This is a genomic window from Pseudomonas sp. NPDC088414, assembly GCF_044753325.1.
Lineage (GTDB): Bacteria > Pseudomonadota > Gammaproteobacteria > Pseudomonadales > Pseudomonadaceae > Aquipseudomonas.
Window position 1 is genome coordinate 262,563 of sequence record NZ_JBIVMY010000001.1, and the last position, 17,765, is coordinate 280,327.

22 protein-coding genes and 2 pseudogenes are annotated in these 17,765 nt (G+C 56.8%); all 24 read left to right on the forward strand.

The window, feature by feature from the left end; genetic code table 11:
• Nucleotides 1-46: 46 nt before the first annotated feature.
• The 24 genes and pseudogenes from ACIP8I_RS01095 to ACIP8I_RS01210 all read left to right on the forward strand — a co-directional run bounded on the left by ACIP8I_RS01095 (nucleotide 47) and on the right by ACIP8I_RS01210 (nucleotide 17,634).
• Entirely contained in the window at nucleotides 47-1,378 is a 1,332-nt protein-coding gene (locus ACIP8I_RS01095) for a phage major capsid protein (protein ID WP_400758049.1), read from the forward strand.
• Nucleotides 1,379-1,426: 48 nt separating this feature from the next.
• Nucleotides 1,427-1,723 (forward strand): hypothetical protein, encoded by a 297-nt coding sequence (locus tag ACIP8I_RS01100; RefSeq protein ID WP_400758050.1) that lies wholly within the window; start codon nucleotides 1,427-1,429, stop codon nucleotides 1,721-1,723.
• A gap of 3 nt (nucleotides 1,724-1,726) precedes the next feature.
• Entirely contained in the window at nucleotides 1,727-2,278 is a 552-nt protein-coding gene (locus tag ACIP8I_RS01105; RefSeq protein WP_400758051.1) for a hypothetical protein, read from the forward strand.
• Between the two features lie 2 nt (nucleotides 2,279-2,280).
• Nucleotides 2,281-2,643 carry a phage head closure protein gene (locus ACIP8I_RS01110; protein WP_400758053.1) on the forward strand — a complete coding sequence of 121 codons (363 nt, stop codon included), beginning with the start codon at nucleotides 2,281-2,283 and terminating at the stop codon, nucleotides 2,641-2,643.
• The gene (locus ACIP8I_RS01115) at nucleotides 2,636-3,157 is read left to right on the forward strand and encodes a hypothetical protein (protein ID WP_400758054.1); all 522 of its coding nucleotides are present in this window, start codon (nucleotides 2,636-2,638) and stop codon (nucleotides 3,155-3,157) included. Before ACIP8I_RS01110 ends, ACIP8I_RS01115 begins: the two co-directional genes overlap by 8 nt.
• Before the next feature lie 74 nt (nucleotides 3,158-3,231).
• Nucleotides 3,232-3,627 (forward strand): hypothetical protein, encoded by a 396-nt coding sequence (locus ACIP8I_RS01120; RefSeq protein WP_400758056.1) that lies wholly within the window; start codon nucleotides 3,232-3,234, stop codon nucleotides 3,625-3,627.
• Nucleotides 3,628-3,686: 59 nt separating this feature from the next.
• Nucleotides 3,687-4,277, forward strand: a complete 591-nt coding sequence (locus ACIP8I_RS01125) for a hypothetical protein (protein WP_400758058.1) — start codon at nucleotides 3,687-3,689, stop codon at nucleotides 4,275-4,277.
• Nucleotides 4,274-4,477: a DUF2635 domain-containing protein gene (locus tag ACIP8I_RS01130; RefSeq protein WP_400758059.1), complete on the forward strand. Its 204-nt coding sequence runs from the start codon at nucleotides 4,274-4,276 to the stop codon at nucleotides 4,475-4,477. The genes ACIP8I_RS01125 and ACIP8I_RS01130 overlap by 4 nt, the downstream gene beginning before the upstream one ends.
• Complete coding sequence (locus tag ACIP8I_RS01135; RefSeq protein ID WP_400758061.1) at nucleotides 4,477-5,973, forward strand: phage tail sheath subtilisin-like domain-containing protein; 1,497 nt, start codon at nucleotides 4,477-4,479, stop codon at nucleotides 5,971-5,973. Before ACIP8I_RS01130 ends, ACIP8I_RS01135 begins: the two co-directional genes overlap by 1 nt.
• A gap of 60 nt (nucleotides 5,974-6,033) precedes the next feature.
• The gene (locus ACIP8I_RS01140) at nucleotides 6,034-6,381 is read left to right on the forward strand and encodes a phage tail tube protein (protein WP_400758063.1); all 348 of its coding nucleotides are present in this window, start codon (nucleotides 6,034-6,036) and stop codon (nucleotides 6,379-6,381) included.
• On the forward strand, nucleotides 6,378-6,674 hold the full coding sequence (locus ACIP8I_RS01145) for a phage tail assembly protein (RefSeq protein WP_400758065.1): 297 nt from the start codon (nucleotides 6,378-6,380) through the stop codon (nucleotides 6,672-6,674). Before ACIP8I_RS01140 ends, ACIP8I_RS01145 begins: the two co-directional genes overlap by 4 nt.
• 130 nt (nucleotides 6,675-6,804) lie before the next feature.
• Nucleotides 6,805-8,878, forward strand: a pseudogene (locus tag ACIP8I_RS01150) (phage tail tape measure protein).
• Entirely contained in the window at nucleotides 8,879-10,135 is a 1,257-nt protein-coding gene (locus ACIP8I_RS01155) for a DNA circularization protein (RefSeq protein WP_400758067.1), read from the forward strand.
• 3 nt (nucleotides 10,136-10,138) lie between these two features.
• Nucleotides 10,139-11,251, forward strand: coding sequence for a phage baseplate assembly protein (locus tag ACIP8I_RS01160; protein ID WP_400758068.1), 1,113 nt, complete (start codon nucleotides 10,139-10,141; stop codon nucleotides 11,249-11,251).
• Entirely contained in the window at nucleotides 11,248-11,754 is a 507-nt protein-coding gene (locus tag ACIP8I_RS01165) for a phage baseplate assembly protein V (RefSeq protein WP_400758070.1), read from the forward strand. Before ACIP8I_RS01160 ends, ACIP8I_RS01165 begins: the two co-directional genes overlap by 4 nt.
• Nucleotides 11,754-12,152 carry a phage GP46 family protein gene (locus ACIP8I_RS01170; protein ID WP_400758072.1) on the forward strand — a complete coding sequence of 133 codons (399 nt, stop codon included), beginning with the start codon at nucleotides 11,754-11,756 and terminating at the stop codon, nucleotides 12,150-12,152. Before ACIP8I_RS01165 ends, ACIP8I_RS01170 begins: the two co-directional genes overlap by 1 nt.
• On the forward strand, nucleotides 12,142-13,179 hold the full coding sequence (locus ACIP8I_RS01175; protein WP_400758074.1) for a baseplate J/gp47 family protein: 1,038 nt from the start codon (nucleotides 12,142-12,144) through the stop codon (nucleotides 13,177-13,179). The genes ACIP8I_RS01170 and ACIP8I_RS01175 overlap by 11 nt, the downstream gene beginning before the upstream one ends.
• A complete protein-coding gene (locus ACIP8I_RS01180; protein ID WP_400758076.1) occupies nucleotides 13,170-13,769 on the forward strand; it encodes a YmfQ family protein in 600 nt (199 codons plus the stop codon). Before ACIP8I_RS01175 ends, ACIP8I_RS01180 begins: the two co-directional genes overlap by 10 nt.
• 11 nt (nucleotides 13,770-13,780) lie before the next feature.
• A pseudogene (locus ACIP8I_RS01185) lies at nucleotides 13,781-13,987 on the forward strand (phage tail protein); the annotation flags it as partial.
• 424 nt (nucleotides 13,988-14,411) lie between these two features.
• Nucleotides 14,412-14,609 (forward strand): hypothetical protein, encoded by a 198-nt coding sequence (locus tag ACIP8I_RS01190; protein ID WP_400758077.1) that lies wholly within the window; start codon nucleotides 14,412-14,414, stop codon nucleotides 14,607-14,609.
• A gap of 60 nt (nucleotides 14,610-14,669) precedes the next feature.
• Nucleotides 14,670-15,092, forward strand: coding sequence for a cell wall hydrolase (locus tag ACIP8I_RS01195; RefSeq protein WP_400758079.1), 423 nt, complete (start codon nucleotides 14,670-14,672; stop codon nucleotides 15,090-15,092).
• Complete coding sequence (locus ACIP8I_RS01200) at nucleotides 15,092-15,595, forward strand: lysis system i-spanin subunit Rz (RefSeq protein WP_400758081.1); 504 nt, start codon at nucleotides 15,092-15,094, stop codon at nucleotides 15,593-15,595. Before ACIP8I_RS01195 ends, ACIP8I_RS01200 begins: the two co-directional genes overlap by 1 nt.
• A gap of 113 nt (nucleotides 15,596-15,708) precedes the next feature.
• Nucleotides 15,709-16,821 (forward strand): DUF2971 domain-containing protein, encoded by a 1,113-nt coding sequence (locus ACIP8I_RS01205; RefSeq protein WP_400758083.1) that lies wholly within the window; start codon nucleotides 15,709-15,711, stop codon nucleotides 16,819-16,821.
• Between the two features lie 558 nt (nucleotides 16,822-17,379).
• The gene (locus tag ACIP8I_RS01210) at nucleotides 17,380-17,634 is read left to right on the forward strand and encodes a hypothetical protein (protein ID WP_367084388.1); all 255 of its coding nucleotides are present in this window, start codon (nucleotides 17,380-17,382) and stop codon (nucleotides 17,632-17,634) included.
• Nucleotides 17,635-17,765 lie beyond the last annotated feature (131 nt).

Sequence of the window (17,765 nt, forward strand, 5' to 3'; positions counted from 1 at the left end):
CACCGAAACCCGCCCTGTGCGGGTTTTTTTATGCCCAGGAGGCAACATGTCCCAAGTACTTCAGTTGCGTAGCGAACGCGCGAAGATCAACGATTCGATTCAGGCGTTGGCCAAACTCGAAACCGCAGGCGAGTCCTTGTCGGCTGAACAGTTGGCCCAGTTTGCGACTCTGGAAGCAGAGTTCAACGCACTGACTGACAAGATCAGCCGTGCAGAACAGGCCGAGCGTATTGCCGCCGCGAGCGCCGTGCCTGTGAATGAGTCTGCTCAGGGCCGCACCGGCCCGCCGAAAGGCCGTACTCACGGCCATATTCACGGTGGTGGGCCGGCTGAAGCACCCGGTGTGCGAATGGCACAGATGGTTCGACTGCTTGCCGCCGCCGGTGGCAATCAGCATCAAGCCGCCCAAATGGCGCAGCAGGGCGGATTTTCTACCGATGTTGCAATGGCTCTCAGCACCGTGACGCCGGGTGCTGGTGGTGTACTGGTTCCACAAAACTTCGCTTCCGAAATTATCGAAGCGCTCCGCCCAATGTCTGTTGTGCGCAAGATGGGCGCGCGCAGTTTGCCGCTGAACAATGGCAACCTGACTCAACCCCGCATCACCGGCAACACCGTCGTTACCTACATCGGTACCGAAACCGATATCCCGATCACTGGGATGACGTTTGCAGATACGAAGCTGTCCGCGAAAAAGGCTGCGGCGATCGTGCCGATTTCAAACGACCTGATTGCCAATGCCGGTGTCAGCCCACGAACTGACGATATCGTCGTTGAAGACTTGGCGGTCTCGATGGGCCTGTCAGAAGATCTGCACTTCATCCGTGCTGACGGCAGCGGCTCGCTGCCAAAAGGGATGCGTTATTGGGCACAGCCGTTCAACATTTTGCCGGCACCGGCGGTGGACACCATCACCCTGGAAAAGATCGACCTGTTTTGCGGAGGCATGATGCTCCGCCTGGAAACGGCGAACGTGATGATGAAGGCCTGCGGCTGGCTGATGCATCCACGCGTCCTCCGTTGGCTGCAGTCGCTTCGTGACGGCAATGGCAACAAAGCTTACCCTGAAATCGAACAAGGCCTGTTCAAGGGCTACCCGGTCGGCCTCAGTAACCAAATTCCGGTCAACCTCGGTGCCGGTGGTGATGAGACCGAATTCTATTTCGTCAACTTCGCAGACATGATGATCGGCGAAGACATGGACCTGACGATCTCCTTCAGTAACGAAGCCTCCTACAAGGACGCCGAAGGCAACATGGTCAGCGCGTTCCAGCGTGACCAGACGCTGGTCAAAGTTATCGCCAAACACGACTTTGGCCCGCGCCACGTCGAGTGCATCGTCGTTGCCATCAACGTCAAGTGGGGCGCCGGCATGTAATTCCGCGACCCCGCTTCGGCGGGGTTTCGCATAACTGAGGGATGGGTAATGACAGACAAAGTAGTGGTGCGTTTTCTGAAGGCCTGGCGCGGTTACTCTGCGGACGAGTTGGCCGGCTTCGATCAAACTGTAGTCGAGGGGCTGCAGGCGAAGGGGTTCGCGGAAATCTATGAACCCAGCGGCGAGACGTCGGCAAAATCGAAGGGGGGTAAAGGCAAAACCGCAAAAGCCGGTGCTGCAAAACCTGAGAGCGGCCCGGCTGCTGGGGGTGGTACTTCCGAAGCAACCACCGAGCCAGGCGGTACAACCGAAATCGTTGATGGACCCGTCGAAGAGAAACCCTAAACCATGGCCCGTCGAATCGAATACTTCGGCGAGCCAGTCCTGACGCTGGAGCAAGTCGCCTTCCAGTGTCGGCTGGAGCCTGAAGACATGGAGCCGGGGCTTATCAGGGACATCATCATTCCCGGTGTCACGACTCAGTGCGAGTCCAAAACCGGGGCGGGTATTCGCGGGGCGATCTACGAAGAGGACTGGCCCGCTGCATTCCCCTCCGGCCACGCGCTGGATGTCGGCCAAGCGACCGAAGTTTTGTCGGTCAAGCTTCGGCAGGCTGATGGCACGTGGAGCGATTACGCTGGCCCGGTAGAACTCGAACAGGGCCAGCGCGAAAGCTTCGTGTCGTTTCCATCAGGGCGACCTGCTGGCGCCTTGCGTATTCGCTACAAGGCAGAGACTGACCTGGATCTTCACCCAGGTGTCCGCAACTGGCTGCTGATGGCGGCGGCTACGATTCATCGGCATCCGGAAATGTTCCTGGTTGGCCAATCCCTGTCAGAGCTGCCTTCTGACTTTCTTGATCACCTGGTGGCTGAGATCACTTTACCGCCGAGGTTTTGACCATGGCCTATCGCGAACCGAGTGCCGGTGAGCTGGATCGGCGAATTACGTTGAGGCTGCGCACGGATGTTCCCGCGCCGGATCAGGGGCTTGACTCGATCTTCACCGACGAGAAAAAGCGATGGGCGAAGATTGAGCCGGTCGGTACTGCGGTCTACACGGCAGGTGTTCAAACGGACGTGAAGATCACTCACCGCGTGACGTTCTACTTCCTCAAGGGCGTGAGCGACGCCCATGAGGTCGTGCACGGCGGCACCATCTACCGGATGCGGCGTGTTGCCGACATGAACGGTACACGTCGTTACACCATTCTTGAAGTCGAAGAACTCGGGCCGCAGAAATCCGGAGGCGGTATCTATGGCTAACTCTGCGTCGGTTGAAAGTTACCTGCACGTTGAAGGCTTCGAGGATTTCGAGCGCGACGCCTTCGATAAAAAGAAGATTCGCGCAGGGATGCGTAAGGCCGGCTTGCTGGTCACGCAGCATGCTCAAATGAACCTGGTGCTGGGCAAGGGGCGGCAAGGCTACCCGGCCAACCGGACCGGTGAGACGGTCAAGTCCATCAAGTTCAAGGTGTCGCGTTCGGGCTTCATGGTGAAGATCTCACCGACGCTCACCCCCGCGATGGGTGAGTTCTACCCGGCCTATCTGTACTACGGCGTGAAGCAGGGCCGTAGGCCTCAAAAGCTCGCGCCGGGCAAAGGCATCGGCCGCAAAAACCGCCGGCAGGCTGGCGTTCGTACCCGGCTCATTGCCGAGAGGGCAGCGGGTGAGTGGCGGATCAAGCCGCACGATAACTACATGGCCGATGCGCTGCAGGACACATCCGAACAGGTGCGGTCGATTCTGTTCACGGCTTTCGCATCGGCGCTTTCATGATCTGCACGCTGCCAAGTGAGGCATTTCAAAACACATTGGGATAGGCTTGTCGCTCTGATAACAGGGAGTTGCCTATGAAAATTATGAGTTTGCTTGCCTCTGTCGCCATGGCTGTTTCAGCGATGACCACGCATGCAGCAGATGCTGTGAGCGAGGCCCCAAGTGCGGCCATTGACCGGATCACACTTATTTACCTGAACCACAAGATCTATCCCAACGGTTCTGTTGAGTGTGATTCGAAAGTGATCGGCAACCGTTCCATAGTTGGATGCTGGAACCTGACCATGAACGGCAAAAGTGCACCACATATCTGGCTCTACGAAGCTGACAAGTTCAAGTCGGTAAACGGTAGTGCGCGCCAACTAGCGGAGGGGAAATTCTCCACGGAGCCAGATGTAACGGTCGTGAAGTTGCCTTTGCCGAGCGACATCAATGTTGGCTCGACGGTAGAAGCATTCACTAAAGGCTGACCTTGAACTTCAAAAGAACCTCGCTGACGCGGGGTTTTTTTATGCCCGGGATTTGAACAATGAAGCTGAACCCGATTGTTGCTCACCTCAAGGCTACATGCCCGACCTATGGCGGTCGGGTTGCTGCCGGTATCGATTGGGACGCTGTCGCTGAGAGTGCCAAGCTGCCGATGCCAGCGGCTTACGTTATCGCGGCGGCTGATGCTGCCGCGCCAAGTCAGGCGCAGAACGCGGTGATTCAGGCGGTGACTGATCAATTTGCTGTGGTCGTTGTGTTGGACGCCGGCGACGAGCGAGGGCAGGAGGCCAACGATCAGTTACACGATATTCGTGCGGAACTGTGGCGCTCTTTGGTTGGTTGGAAAGCAGGACCTGAGTACACACCTATCGAATACGACAAAGGCGCACTGGTGTTCGTCAGTCGCGCCCGAGTCATCTACCAGTACCTTTTCACCGCTGAGTTTCAGATCGGGCGCAACAACACAACAGACCCCGCCGAGACCTGGCATGAACTCGAGCTCGACGGTTTGACGCCGTACACCGGCGCCACTATCAACATGGACTGCATCGACCCTGCAGACCCCAACCTGAAACGTCCAGGCCCGGATGGGCGCATCGAAGTGAAATTCACTGGAGACGTAACACCATGACCAAGCGCATCACTGTGGTGCCGGCCTCGGGCCGCGCTGTACCTGATCCAGAGGCTGGCGATCTGCTGCCGGTTGAAGGCCGGGAAGTTATCGACGGCGCCTGGTGGCGCCGTCGTTTGGCCGACGGTGACATCACCATCAAAGCCAGCAAGCCCCCAACCACCAAAGCCCCAGCGGCGAACCCCGAGGAAGGCAAATAATGGCCATCGGATTCAGCAACATCCCCGCCGATATCCGCGTGCCGCTGTTCTACGCGGAGATGGATAACTCGGCTGCAAACTCGGCCTCGTCGGCCATGCGTCGGTTGATCGTTGGGCAGGTCAACGATGACGCGGATAGCGAAAGCATCGGCAAGCTGGTGCTGGTTTCGAGCGTCGCGATCGCCAAGAGCATTGGCGGTCAAGGCTCGATGCTTGCCGCCATGTATGAGACCTGGCGAAAGGCGGACGCGATCGGCGAAATCTGGTGTCTGCCATTACAAGGCGAAACCGGTACCGCCGCTTCCGCGACAGTGACCCTCACAGGTGCCGCCGCTGAGGCGGGTCTACTGAACCTGTATGTTGGAGGAGCTCGTGTGCAGTCGGTCGTGACTGCGGCAGCAACGCCGGCGATAGCCGCCGCCGCGCTGGCGGTCAAGATCAATGCGACCCCAGATCTGCCGGTGTCCGCTCTCGCGGCTGCAGGTGTGGTGACGCTGACCTGCAAATGGAAGGGCGACAGCGGCAACGATATCAGCCTGGTGATGAATCGCCTCGGCAAGTCGAATGGCGAATTTACACCGGCTGGCTTGACCGTGGCGCTCACGTCTATGGCTGGCGGTGTAGGCGTACCGGATGTGGTGGATGCCATAGCGGCACTGGGTGACGAACCGTTTGAATTCCTGTGCCAGCCCTGGTCGGATACGACCACGCTCAATGCCTGGCGTGACGCGATGGATGACAATACAGGTCGCTGGAGCTGGGCCAAGCAGTTGTTCGGCCACGTTTACACTGCCAAGCGCGGCACCATCGGCACGCTGGTCGCCGCGGGTCAGGCGCGCAACGACCAGCACATGACCATTCAGGCGCTGGAGCCGGGAGTGCCGCAACCATTCTGGGTGCAGGCTGCTGCGCTGGGCGCCCGTACTGCGGTTTTTATCTCGGCTGATGCCAGTCGGCCAACGCAGAGCGGTAGCCTCCCCGGGGTGGACCCTGCGCCTGCCAGTGACCGTTTCACCCTGACCGAGCGCCAATCGCTGTTGAACTATGGCATTGCCACCGCGTACTACGAAGGCGGCTACGTGCGCATTCAGCGCTCGATCACTACCTACCAGAAGAACGCCTACGGCCAGGCAGATAACTCGTATCTGGACAGCGAAACCATGCACCAGTCCGCGTTCATCGTGCGGCGGATGCAGGGCGTGATCACCAGCAAATACGGTCGGCACAAGCTGGCCAGCGACGGTACCGCTTTCGGTGCTGGCCAGCCAATCGTTACCCCCAACACGATTCGCGGTGAGCTGATTGCTCAGTACGCCAAGCTGGAAATGGAAGGCCACGTTGAAAACGCGGAACTGTTCGCTGAGCACTTGATTGTCGAGCGCGACAGCAACGATCCAAGCCGTGTCAATGTGCTGTTCCCGCCGGACTACATCAACGGGTTGCGTATTTTCGCGCTGCTCAACCAATTCCGCCTGCAGTACGACGATGCGGCGTGAGTCTGACCCTGTACACCCAGCCCGCCCAGTGCGGGCTTTTTCATTCTGGAGAACATGACCATGGGTCAACTTGTAGCGGGTACCGCATACGTAAAAGTAGATGGGGCGCAACTGACCATCACGGGAGGGGCAGAGGCGCCACTGATGGCCGTCAAGCGTGAGACGGTCCACCCGGGCTTCTACAAAGAAGAGCCGCTGGCGCCTTATCTGAAAATGACCACGATTTTCGAGGCGGGTTTTCCGCTCAAATCGCTGATCAATGGGCGTGACATGACCGTCACCTGCGAGTTCAAGAACGGCAAGGTTTACGTTTTGTCGGGCGCGTACCTGGTGGACGAACCTTCGCATAAGGGTGATGACGGAACGGTAGAACTGCAATTCGACGGCGTGAACGGGAGCTGGCAATGAGTGATCTGGTGAAACTACAAGTCGCGATCGAGGCACACGGCGAGCCAGTGACTGAACTGAACCTACGCAGGCCGACAGTGCAGGAAGTGCGGGCCATCAAGTCTCTGCCGTACAGGATCGACAAAAACGAAGAAGTCAGTCTGGACATGGACGTTACCGCCAAATACATCGCGGTCTGCGCGGGTATCCCACCTTCGTCGGTCAACCAGCTGGATCTTGCCGATCTCAACGCCCTGAGTTGGGCGGTGGCCGGTTTTTTCATGAGTGCGGCGTCGGCACCGTCGAGCAACTGATCGAGGTCGCATATGACCTGGCGTGGTTCTGGAAAACAGATCCGGAGCTCTTAATGGCCCGGCCGTTGGACGTGCTCGTTGAGTCCTTGGTGCACGCCCAGCGCATTAACAATTCCCAGCAGGTGCAGTGATGGCGGACAAGTTCCAGCTCAAGGCGTTGATCACTGGCGTCGACAAGCTGTCGCCGACACTGAAGGGCGCCGCAAAGAACGTTGCGGGCTTCCGCAAACAGATGAACAGTTCTGGGCTCGGCAAAATAGGGTTCAGCGATATCGTGCAGGGAGGCGCGTTCGCGGCGCCCTTCATCGCGGGTGCCAAGGCGGCAATGGCCTTTGAATCCTCGATGGCCGACGTGAAAAAAGGTTGTTGATTTCGATACGCCGGAGCAGTTCAAGCAGATGGGCAAGGACGTGCTAGATATGTCCGAGAAGATGCCGATGGCCGCCAGCGGGATCGCATCCATCGTCGCGGCGGGCGGGCAGGCCGGCTTTGCTCGCGGTGAACTCAAACAGTTCGCTGAAGACGCCGTGAAGATGGGTATCGCGTTTGATCAGACAGCCGACCAATCCGGCGACATGATGGCCAAGTGGCGGACGTCCTTCAAGTTGAGCCAGGCTGAAGTGGTGACGTTGGCAGACAAGATCAACTACCTCAGCAACACAGGGCCATCGTCGGCGGCCCAGGTTGCCGACATCGTAACAAGGGTCGGTGCGCTGGGTGGCGTCGCTGGCTTGAGTGCCGGGCAACTGGCGGCGATGGGCGCTACGCTCGCGGGAGTTGGTGTGCCGAGCGAAGTCGCTGCCACGGGCATGAAGAACTTCATGCTGGCCCTAACGAAAGGCAGCGCAGCCACGAAGCAACAATCACAGGCCTTCAAATCTCTGCGACTCGATGTGAAGCAGGTCGCCAAGAGCATGCAGAAGGACGCTCAGGGCACGATTGAGGATGTGCTCAACCGCATTGCCAAGGTAGACCCGGCGAAGCAGGCGGGGCTGCTGACCGAGTTGTTCGGCACCGAGTCTGTGACAGCTATCGCGCCGATGCTGACCAACCTGGATCTGCTGAAAACCAGCTTCGCGGCGGTGGGTAAGGAAGGCAAGTTCGCCGGCTCCATGGAAAAGGAATATGAGGCACGGTCCAAGACCACGGCCAATGCCATGCAGCTGCTGCAAAACCGGGTTACTCGGCTCGGCATTGAGGTCGGCGCCGCTCTTCTGCCGCCACTGAACGACATCATGGAAACACTCGGCCCGCTCATTACAAGAATGTCCGAGCTGGCGGCGGAACACCCCGGAGTGGTCCGCGGGGTGCTGGCGGCCGGCCTTGCCTTCGGTGTACTGCGGGTTGCGGTGATGGGCGCAGTTATGGCGACCAAAATTCTCAGCGCGGTGATGGCGATGTCACCGGTCGGAATCATCGTCCGAGTTATCGCGTTGGCGGCAGGACTGCTGATTGCAAACTGGAAAACAGTGGCGCCGTTCTTTGAGCGGTTGTGGGAGCGAATGCGGCGTCCTGCAATGGTTTTCTGGGAGTGGATCAAACTGGCTTGGCAATTCACGCCGATGGCCTGGGTGGTCGCCAACTGGGAGCCGTTGACTGGTCTGTTCTCGGCAATCTGGGATGTGCTTTATGCCGTCAGTACGCCGGTGATGAAATTCCTCGGCGATCTGTTCGACTGGACGCCGCTCGGCATGATCATTAACAACTGGGAACCCATCGTCGCCTTCTTCAAGAAGCTCTGGGACCGAGTGAGGCCGATTCTAGAACCAATGATGAAGATGCTCGGCATGGAAGATGGCGGTGAAGGGATCATCAAGAAGGCGACCAATGTCGCCAATTCTTTCGCAGAAGAGCAGACACAACGTAACGCCGGCGCCGGTGGCGGCACCGGTGCTTTGTTGCAAGCGGATGCAACTCAGGTTGCAAAAGGTCGGCAGGCACTCAACAACCAGGCGTTTGGTATCGACAACAACCAGCTACTTCGCGCGCCTGGACAACTGCCCCCGTCGGGACAATTGCCGCCCTCGGGAAGTCTGCTCCAGCAGACTGCCGCTGCAAACACTCAGAAAGTGAATGGCGAACTGACGATCAATATCCCAAGCGCGCCGCCGGGTACGACGGTGGAGCAGCCGAAGTCAGACAGTAGCGGCCTAAAAATCAAACCAAAAGTCGGCACCCGTACTGTGGGTGTGATGAGGCCATAAATGGACCAGACATGGCGTGACCAAATGCTGCCGGCTTCGTTTCGCGGGATCAGTTTCTTGATCCCTCAGGCCTCGGTACCGATCGGCATGAAGGGACAGCTGCACGAATTCCCGCAGCGTGACGAACCGTACTTCGAGCAACTGGGCAAGCAATCTCAGGTGCATCGATTGGTGTGCTGGATTATCGGTGATGATTGTTTTGAACGACGTGACAAGTTCATGGAGGCAATTCAGACGCCCGGCCCGGGTGAGCTGGTACACCCGTGGCTGGGCCGGATGCAGGTCAAGGCGGGTGAGGGTGAGCTGACCCACGATTTCAAGTCGGGAGGAATGGCCGCTTTTGAGGTGACTTTCTACCCCGACACCCCTCTGAAGTTTCCGACCGCCAAGGTCAACAGCCAGCAGCAGGTGGTCAAGGCTTCCGACAGTTTGTGGGATTCGGCGTTGTCTCGTTACAAATCGGCAATGGCTACGGTGGACCAAGCCCGACTCGGGTTGGCTCGCCTGCGCAACACGTTGTCAGGTGTATACACGGTGATCCAGCAGCAGTTTTCGACCATCGTCGGTGTATTCACCAACCTGACCGGATTCGTCCAGTCGCTGATGAACGCACCAGATTCCCTGTCGTCGTTGTTCTCCAGCTACTTCAGCGAGTTTTCCGTCGATGACTATCTTGGCGAGGGCTCCAGTTCGAGCTACAGCGACACGGTAGCCACGGCAACTCAGCATTCAGAGGCCGTGTCCAGTATCAACACAGTCAGTCAAGTAGGCGGCGTTGATGCGGTTGCAGCAAGCCAGGCCACCGCAAATCTGGTGCAAGACGCGCTGCTGGTGCAGGTTGCGATGATCATCAGTGAAATGCCGATCGCGTCTCAACCGGTCTCCACCAGCACCGCGCCGTCGGTCGAGCAACAAGCGGTGCTGCCCATCGTGCGTCCGGAGGTTCCCGTAGCGGATGATGTGATCGACCTGCGCGATAACCTTGATGAAGCCATCTTTCAGGCGTCACTAAAGGCTGACCCGGTGCATTACATGGCGTTGAATACGCTTCGCCAAGCCATCGTAAAGCACCTGACCGCAGTCGCGGAATCGGGCGTGCGCCTGGTTGACATCACTCCACCCGTAACGCTCTCGGCGTTAGTGATTGCTTACCGCCGCTTCGGCGATGCCACTCGCGAAACTGAGGTGGTGCAGCGAAACCGCTTGCGGCACCCGGGCTTCGTCCCACCGCGTCCGATCAAAATCGCCCAGAGGTAGCCCATGGAAGACATCAATGCTGTCAGCCTCACGGTTGACGGGCTGGATTACTCTGGCTGGAAATCCGTGGAAATCGCCGCGGGGCTAGAGGATCAGGCGCGTTCGTTCAATCTCAGCATCACGTGGAGATGGCCGGGCCAGATTGAGCCGCTGCCGATCAAGCAGGGCTCCAAGTGTCAGGTAAAGATTGGGGACGACCTGGTGCTGACTGGTTGGGTATTCGCTACGCCCATCAGCTACGACGACAAGCAGATCACCACCACCGTTAGCGGGCGTTCGCTCACTGCCGATCTGGTGGACTCCGGGGCGATCAATAAGCCGGGTCAGTGGAACAACCAAAGCGTGCTGGCGATCGTTAGTGCTCTGGCTGCGCCATACGGCATCAGGGTACGAAATGAGATCCCGGAAGGGGCCAAGCTGTCAGATCACACCATCGAGCCTGGCGAAACGGCGTTCGAGTCTATCGATCGCTTGCTGACGCTTTTCCGCGTGTTCTCCACGGATGACGCGAAAGGTATGGCGGTGCTGGCTAAACCGGGCAGCGAGGTGCGGGCTTTTGACGTGCTTGAGGTTGGTAAGAACATCTTGTCCGCTGACGCTTCGTTGGATTTCTCGGCGGTATTTTCCGAATACCGGGTACTGGGCCAAAAGAGTGGCACCGATGAAGAGTTTGGTGAGAAGGCTGCCGAGGTGTCGGCTGTAGTCGTTGATCCGCGCATGACGCGTAAACGCGTGATGGTCATTCAGGAGTCCGGCCAGATGACCAACGAGCTGGCACAGGCCCGGGCGAACTGGGAGCGCGGCAGCCGAATGGGTAAGGCGGTCACAACGACGTACACGGTGCAGGGTTGGCGTCAGTCAAATGGAGCGTTGTGGAAGCACAACGCACTGGTGCGTGTGATTGATCCAATCATTGGCTTCGACCGAATCATGCTCATCGCCCGCGTGACCTACACCCTTGCCGACAACGGCATGCTCACCAAGATGGAGGTTGGCCCGCCGGATGGGTTCGAGCCAGAACCGCATGATCCGCACAAGAACCGAAAGCTGAAGAAGGGCGGCAAGGCCGACAACTTCGAGTACCTCATCCCCGCAGATTACGAGCCGAAAAAATGAGCCTGAAAAGCATAATGGCGCGCGGCACAGTGGTGCTCGCGGCAGCCGGAAAAAAGATGCAAGCGCTGCAGGTGCGGCTGACAGCGGGTGAGCTGAAGGACAACGTCGAGCACTTCGAACCGTATGGCCTGACCAGCAACCCGCTGCCAGGCGCAGAGGTGCTGACGCTGTTTCTCAATGGCGATCGGTCACACGGAGTGGTGGTGGTCGCTGCTGATCGTCGGTATCGGATTACCGAACTGAAGCCTGGCGAGGTTGCGGTTTACACGGATGAAGGCGACAAAGTGCACTTCAAGCGTGGTCGTATTATCGACATCGAAACCCAGACCCTGAACATCAAAGCGACCACCGCGGTGAATTTCGATACACCGGTGATCAATCAGACCGGAAAGATCGTTTCTAGTGGCGATCAAGTTGCCGGCGGTATCAGCCAGATCGGTCATGTTCACACCAACGTGCAAGCCGGTAGCGGCAATAGCGGGCCTCCCGCAGCGGGGGGCTGATGATTATTTCGGAAAACCGTGAAGCCTCCCTGACGCGTGCGGTGCTCATTAGCCTGTTCACCTGGCGCCGCGCTGCCCCCGATGACCCCGTCGATGATGAAGAGCTGTTCGGATGGTGGGGGGACAGTTACCCGGCCATTACGGACGATCGCATCGGTTCGCGGTTGTGGCTGCTGCGCAGGGTGAAGCTTACTGAAGCGACCCAGCGCGATGCGGAGTTCTACGCCAATGAGGCTCTGCACTGGTTACTAGATGACGGCCATGTGATCGCGATCGAGATCACCAGTGAAAAACCTGACATCAATCGACTGAACCTGGTGGTGATCCTTACCGTGCCAGGCGGCGCGCGCGTTGAAATCAAACCCCTCTCATCGTGGCAGGTGATCTATGCCGTTTGAAACTCCTTCGCTACCGGCGTTGATCAGCCGTACTCAAAGTGATCTGGCGAGCGATTCGCTCCGGCGTTCCGATGCGCAAGTATTGGCCCGCACGCTAAGTGGTGCTGCTTATGGCCTATACGGTTATCTGAACTGGATGGCCGACCAGATTCTGCCAGACAGGGCCGAGGTGGAAACGCTGGAGCGGATTGCCGCCTTGCGGCTCAATCAGCCTCGAAAAGCGGCGCAGCCTGCTGAAGGTTCAGTGCGGTTCAGCGCCGCTGCCGGTGCTGTGCTGGACGCTGATGTGGTGATGCAGTCGAGTGATGGGCGCATGTACAGAGTCACCACCGGCATCACCACGGTGGCAGGTTGGAACACAACCTCCATCGAAGCGGTTGATGCGGGCGCCTTGGGTAACTCCGAAACAGGCTTGGCGTTGACGTTAGTCCAGCCGGTACGTGGTATCACCAATGCGTTCACCGTGGCCGATCCGGGACTCTCGGGCGGGGTGGCGATCGAAAGCATCGAGTCACTTCGGGCGCGGGTCATTCGCTCCTATCGAGTGATCCCGCATGGTGGCTCTGTCGATGACTACGAGACTTGGGCACTGGAGGTGCCAGGCGTCACGCGAGCCTGGTGCCGTGGCTCCTACATGGGGCCGGGGACGGTAGGCCTCTTCGTAATGCGTGACGATGATCCGGTAGCTGTCCCCAATCCGGTCCAGTTGCAGGAAGTGAAGGATTACATCAAACCACTGCGACCGGTCACCGCTGAACTGTACGTGCTTGCGCCAGTGGAAAAGCCGGTGCTTTACAGCATCCGGCCGGTACCTGACACCAGTGCGGTTCGAACGGCAATCTACGTGCAGCTTGCCGACCTTCACAAGCGTGAAGCGGGACTGGGAGATACCCTGCTGATCAGCCATATCAGGGAGGCGATCAGCGGGGCGGCAGGCGAGACGGACCACAACCTAACTGTTCCCAATGCGAACGTAGCTGCCGCCACCAATGAGCTGCTGATCTTGGGGGGTATCACATGGCTGTAGCAAGAAGCGCGGACCAGTATCACCGGCATTTGCGGGGGTTGTTGCCAGCCGGCCCGGCATGGGATCCGGAACTTGTTCCTGAGATCGATCTTGTCCTGTCGGGCGTTGCGGTCGAGTTCTCTCGGCTCGATGCCCGAGCTGTGGACCTGCTCAACGAAATGGACCCCGCCGGCGTCAGTGAGTTGGTCCCCGATTGGGAAGCCATCATGAACCTGCCGGATCCGTGTCTCGGCCCAAATCCAGCGTTCGATGATCGCCGCCTGGCAGTTCGTCGGCGCCTAGTCGAAGTGGGAGGGCAGAGCCGGGCGTACTTCATCGATATTGCCGTCAGCCAAGGCTATCCCAACGCCACTATCACCGAGCACCGAGCGCCCCGAATGGGGCGTTCTCGTTTTGGCTCCGCGAATTTCGGTACCTGGTCGGCTCAGTTCATGTGGACGCTGAACACGGGGGGCCGCCAGCGATCGGGCCGCAGGTTCGGTGCCAGCTTTTGGGGTGAGCGCTTTGGAACGAATCCGGGCGATTCCCTTGAATGCTCGATCCGCCGACCGGCACCCGCATACACACTCGTATATTTTAATTACTCTTAAGAGGTAATCGCGTGGACTATCCAAGAAGCGTTCCGAACATCGGTCTTGTTAACGGGAAGTTTGCTAACGAAAACACTGCTACGGGAACACCCGGATCTCTTATTCCGGCGGAGTGGGGGAATTCTGTAACCGACGAGCTTCTGTATGTTATTGCTCAAGCAGGACTGGTGCCTTCCGAGGCAAGCCATCAGCAACTGACCCTCGCCATCCTGAAACTGATAGGGGACAAAACACCTCAGGCTACTGAGTTATTGCTCGGGGTTTTGAAAGTTGCAAGTCAAGTTCTGACCGATGCTGGGGCAGATGACGCATCTGCAGTTTCCCCGAAGAAACTCAAGTGGGGGTTTGCGGCCAGCCTCTCTCAGACGGGATACATTCGGTTTCCAACGTGGCTTGGTAGCGTGACCCTTCAATGGGGAATCACTGCCAATATTCCAGCGGGATCATCTGCAACGACACTTTTTCCAACGGCGTTCGCAACAAATTTGTTCTCGGTCGTTACCACGTACAGCAATCCGTCAGCCAACGTTGCTACAGGTGGCAACCCTCACATGTTAAGGACTCGCTCTAATACGGGGTTCGCTGTTTGGAACGGCGGGAACTCGGATTCGCAATACACATACTTCGCTGTGGGGGCTTGAGATGAATTACTTTTCGGCAGAGAACATGGGGTTTTATAACGATGACGCGGGTGCAGATACTTTCATTCCAGAGGATGCGGTTGAAATAACAGAAGAGCGCTGGCGGGAATTATTGAACGGCCAGGCAACAGGCCAATACATCGTGGCAGGTGAGGATGGTTTTCCCGAGCTGGTGAGTACTGCGCCTTCTAGTTCCTGATCACAACGTTGTTAACGCATATCCCGCTTCGGCGGGTTTTTTATTACCTGGAGACAAGTGATGACTGCAACCGAGAAAGACCGCGACATCCTCGCACGCACGCTATGGGGAGAGGCGCGCGGCGAAGGCACGGCAGGACAGGTAGCCGTAGCTTGGACGATTCGCAACCGTGTGTTCGATGGTAAGGCCAATTCGTGGTGGGGCGAGGGCTACGCCGGCGTGTGCCAAAAGCCGTACCAGTTCAGCTGCTGGAACAAGACCGACCCGAACTATCAGTTCCTGATCGGCGTGAAGCAGATCCCATTCCGCGAGTTGGCGCAATGTCGTATCGCAGCCGACCAAGTGATCGACGGCAATGTCCCTGACCCAACCAACGGCGCGACTCACTACTACGCCACCAGCATCAAAGCGCCGACCTGGGCGGCGAAGGCAAAACAGACGCTCAAGCTGGGTGGACATGTCTTCTTTCGAGATGTGCCGTGATGGTCGTTCCGTGGAAGGCGTTGGGCGTGCTGACGCTGGTAATCGCTGGTGCTGGTAGCGCTTGGCAGTTTCAAGACTGGCGCTACGGAGAGCAGTTGGCGAAGCAAGCGCGGCTTCATGCCGAAGCCCTTAACCAACTGAACAAAGCTGCCGCGACAGCGCAACAGGTCGAGCAGGATAAACGCCTGGCACTGGAGCAACGGCTTGTAACCAGTGAACAAACCCACTACAGGAAACTGAGCGATGCCCAACGTGATCAAGATCGCCTGCGCGATCGCCTTGCCACTTCTGATTTGCGCCTGTCAGTCATCCTTGCCTCGGGTTCAGCCGGTGCCAGTGACGTGCCCAAAGCCGCCAGCGCCGGCGGCGTGGATCATGGAACCGTACGAGCCGAACTTGACCCAGCGCATGCTCAAAGAATTGTCGCCATCACGAATCGGGGTGACAGAGGATTAATTGCGTTAAGTGCGTGCCAAGAAATTTTGAGAATGGCGACTCAATGAGCGGTTATGCTCACCCTAATGTGACTGGAGTACTTCGTGCTTGCTAGTGGTTCAACTGTCTGAGATTGTATGTGTGGAGGGGATCTGTTTTGTAAAAAATGAGGAGTAGCACTGTGACAGAAAACGTTCCATACGTATTCCATTACACCACAGCACGAACAGCGCTTAATTATATATTGAAAAATATGACTTTGAAGCTGGGGTCTCTGGCTGCTGTTAATGATCTTAAAGAATCAAAGTATCGCGACTTTACTCTGTATTCTAGAGGTATGAAGTCTGTGTTCGAATTTAAAGATTCGTATTTTGATGAGCTGACTCAAGATCTGGCGAATAACTCTTATGTCTTATGTTGTGGACTGAATGGAAAAGATCTTCATGACGGTGCGTTACGCCATCACATGTGGGCGAATTATGCAAGAAAGCATACTGGCGTGTGTCTGGTACTAAATGCGGCTAGGCTTCAGGAGGGCATTGAAAGAGCGGCCGGTGAAAACCCTCTGTATAGTGGTGAGGTTAGTTATCACGAGTTTGATGACAGAAATAATCCAAGCTGGCCGGCTTACAATTTGTACTTGGAGCAGTGGTTGCAAGATAAGGAGGGTTTTTTCGATGCGCATGTAAAAAATTATTATAAAGGTCTTTTTTTTAGTAAGGGTGTAGATTGGCGCGATGAAAGAGAGTGTCGGTGGGTTATTCGCTCTCGGGCGGGTAGGCCATTTTTTGTAGATATTAGTAATGCTTTAGATGGAATTGTAGTCGGTGGTAATATTTCCGATCGTAACTTTAATGCCATTCGCGAGATATGTGAAGGTTCGAACATTGATTTGCGCGCGGCAGTCTGGAACAATCATGGGTACCTATCTGAAAACTTAATCGCCGGTGAAGAGAGCGTAAACATTTCCGGGTCGTATAGCCTCGGCGTGCCTTGCAAAGCAGTATTTCGTAAAGCTACATCTGGTCGGGGCAAACAATATTCTTACGTTATTTCAAATGAAGGTAAGTGCATTTTTGTTCCTGATAATAATCCGGAGTATAGAAAGAATCTGGTTGAAAGTTTAGGGGGGGCTGTTCAGGAAGTGGGTGAGCCCTACGAGGTGAAAGGGTTTTCGGCGGCCAGATTGTCTGAGGTGGATAAAAAGCCACTAATGTTTGAATTTGTCGGTGATGTTTTGAAATTACATAAAGACGAAGAGCAGCCATACTACGGATTGGAAATTAGGAATTAATGATCGCGGGAACTTTTGTCTTATTGTTAAAATACTCTTGCGAATGGGGAGGGGGCGGATATTTGGTCAACCTCCTGCCGCATTCAGTTCCGCAACTGAGCACGCCCTCCTTGCATTACGCGGGCTAGAGCCCTTAGGGAATTAGCAAGTTGCGGAATTTATTTCGTTCTAAGCTATTGATATATAATGATTTGTAGATGGACTTAAAATCCCCCGCTCGTAAGGGCGTGCCGGTTCGATTCCGGCTTCGGGCACCATGAATATCAAAGGCCTGCATGAGATTTCTCATGCAGGCCTTTATCATTTGTACCCTGCAATAGTTGGGCGCTTTATGCAATTCACTGGGTCGAAACGATCTCAAGGGAAGATGCATAGCGCATCAGAGCGGGAGCATGGATAACGTGAATCACACACCAATTGAAAACCCGGCTCAGCTCCGGTTTTTTTTGTGCCCGCCATTCGACCGAGCGCACGTCGTCTGCCAGACACCGATTCCTTGAACTAAAAGTTGACCGGTAAGTCGGGATAATGAGTCGTCCCTTCATTCAGAGGTCATCCATGCGCAACTACACGATCCAATATTTGTTCAACGACACACCCCGTACGCATCAGCTCCAGCTGAATCAGTCGGAGCTTTCGGTCGCGGATGCTGCAATGCATCTGCTCGAGCTACATTTTGGCGATGGTGAGAACAGCTTGATCATGCCGACTGCGGACTCGACCGTTGAAGAGATTCTCCAGCAGGCGGAAGTGATGGGAATCACTCGGGTCGAAGTGGCTACGGAACCAAGCCTGCTTCACCATCTTGAATAATCTTATGTTTTTGGCGGACAACAAAAAGCCCGGACGTATCCGGGCTTCTCAGAGCTAACCTCAGCGCGAATTTACTTCTTCCTGTGTCCGGGCCGACGCTCTTTCCCTACGCCGGCGAACCCAACTATAGA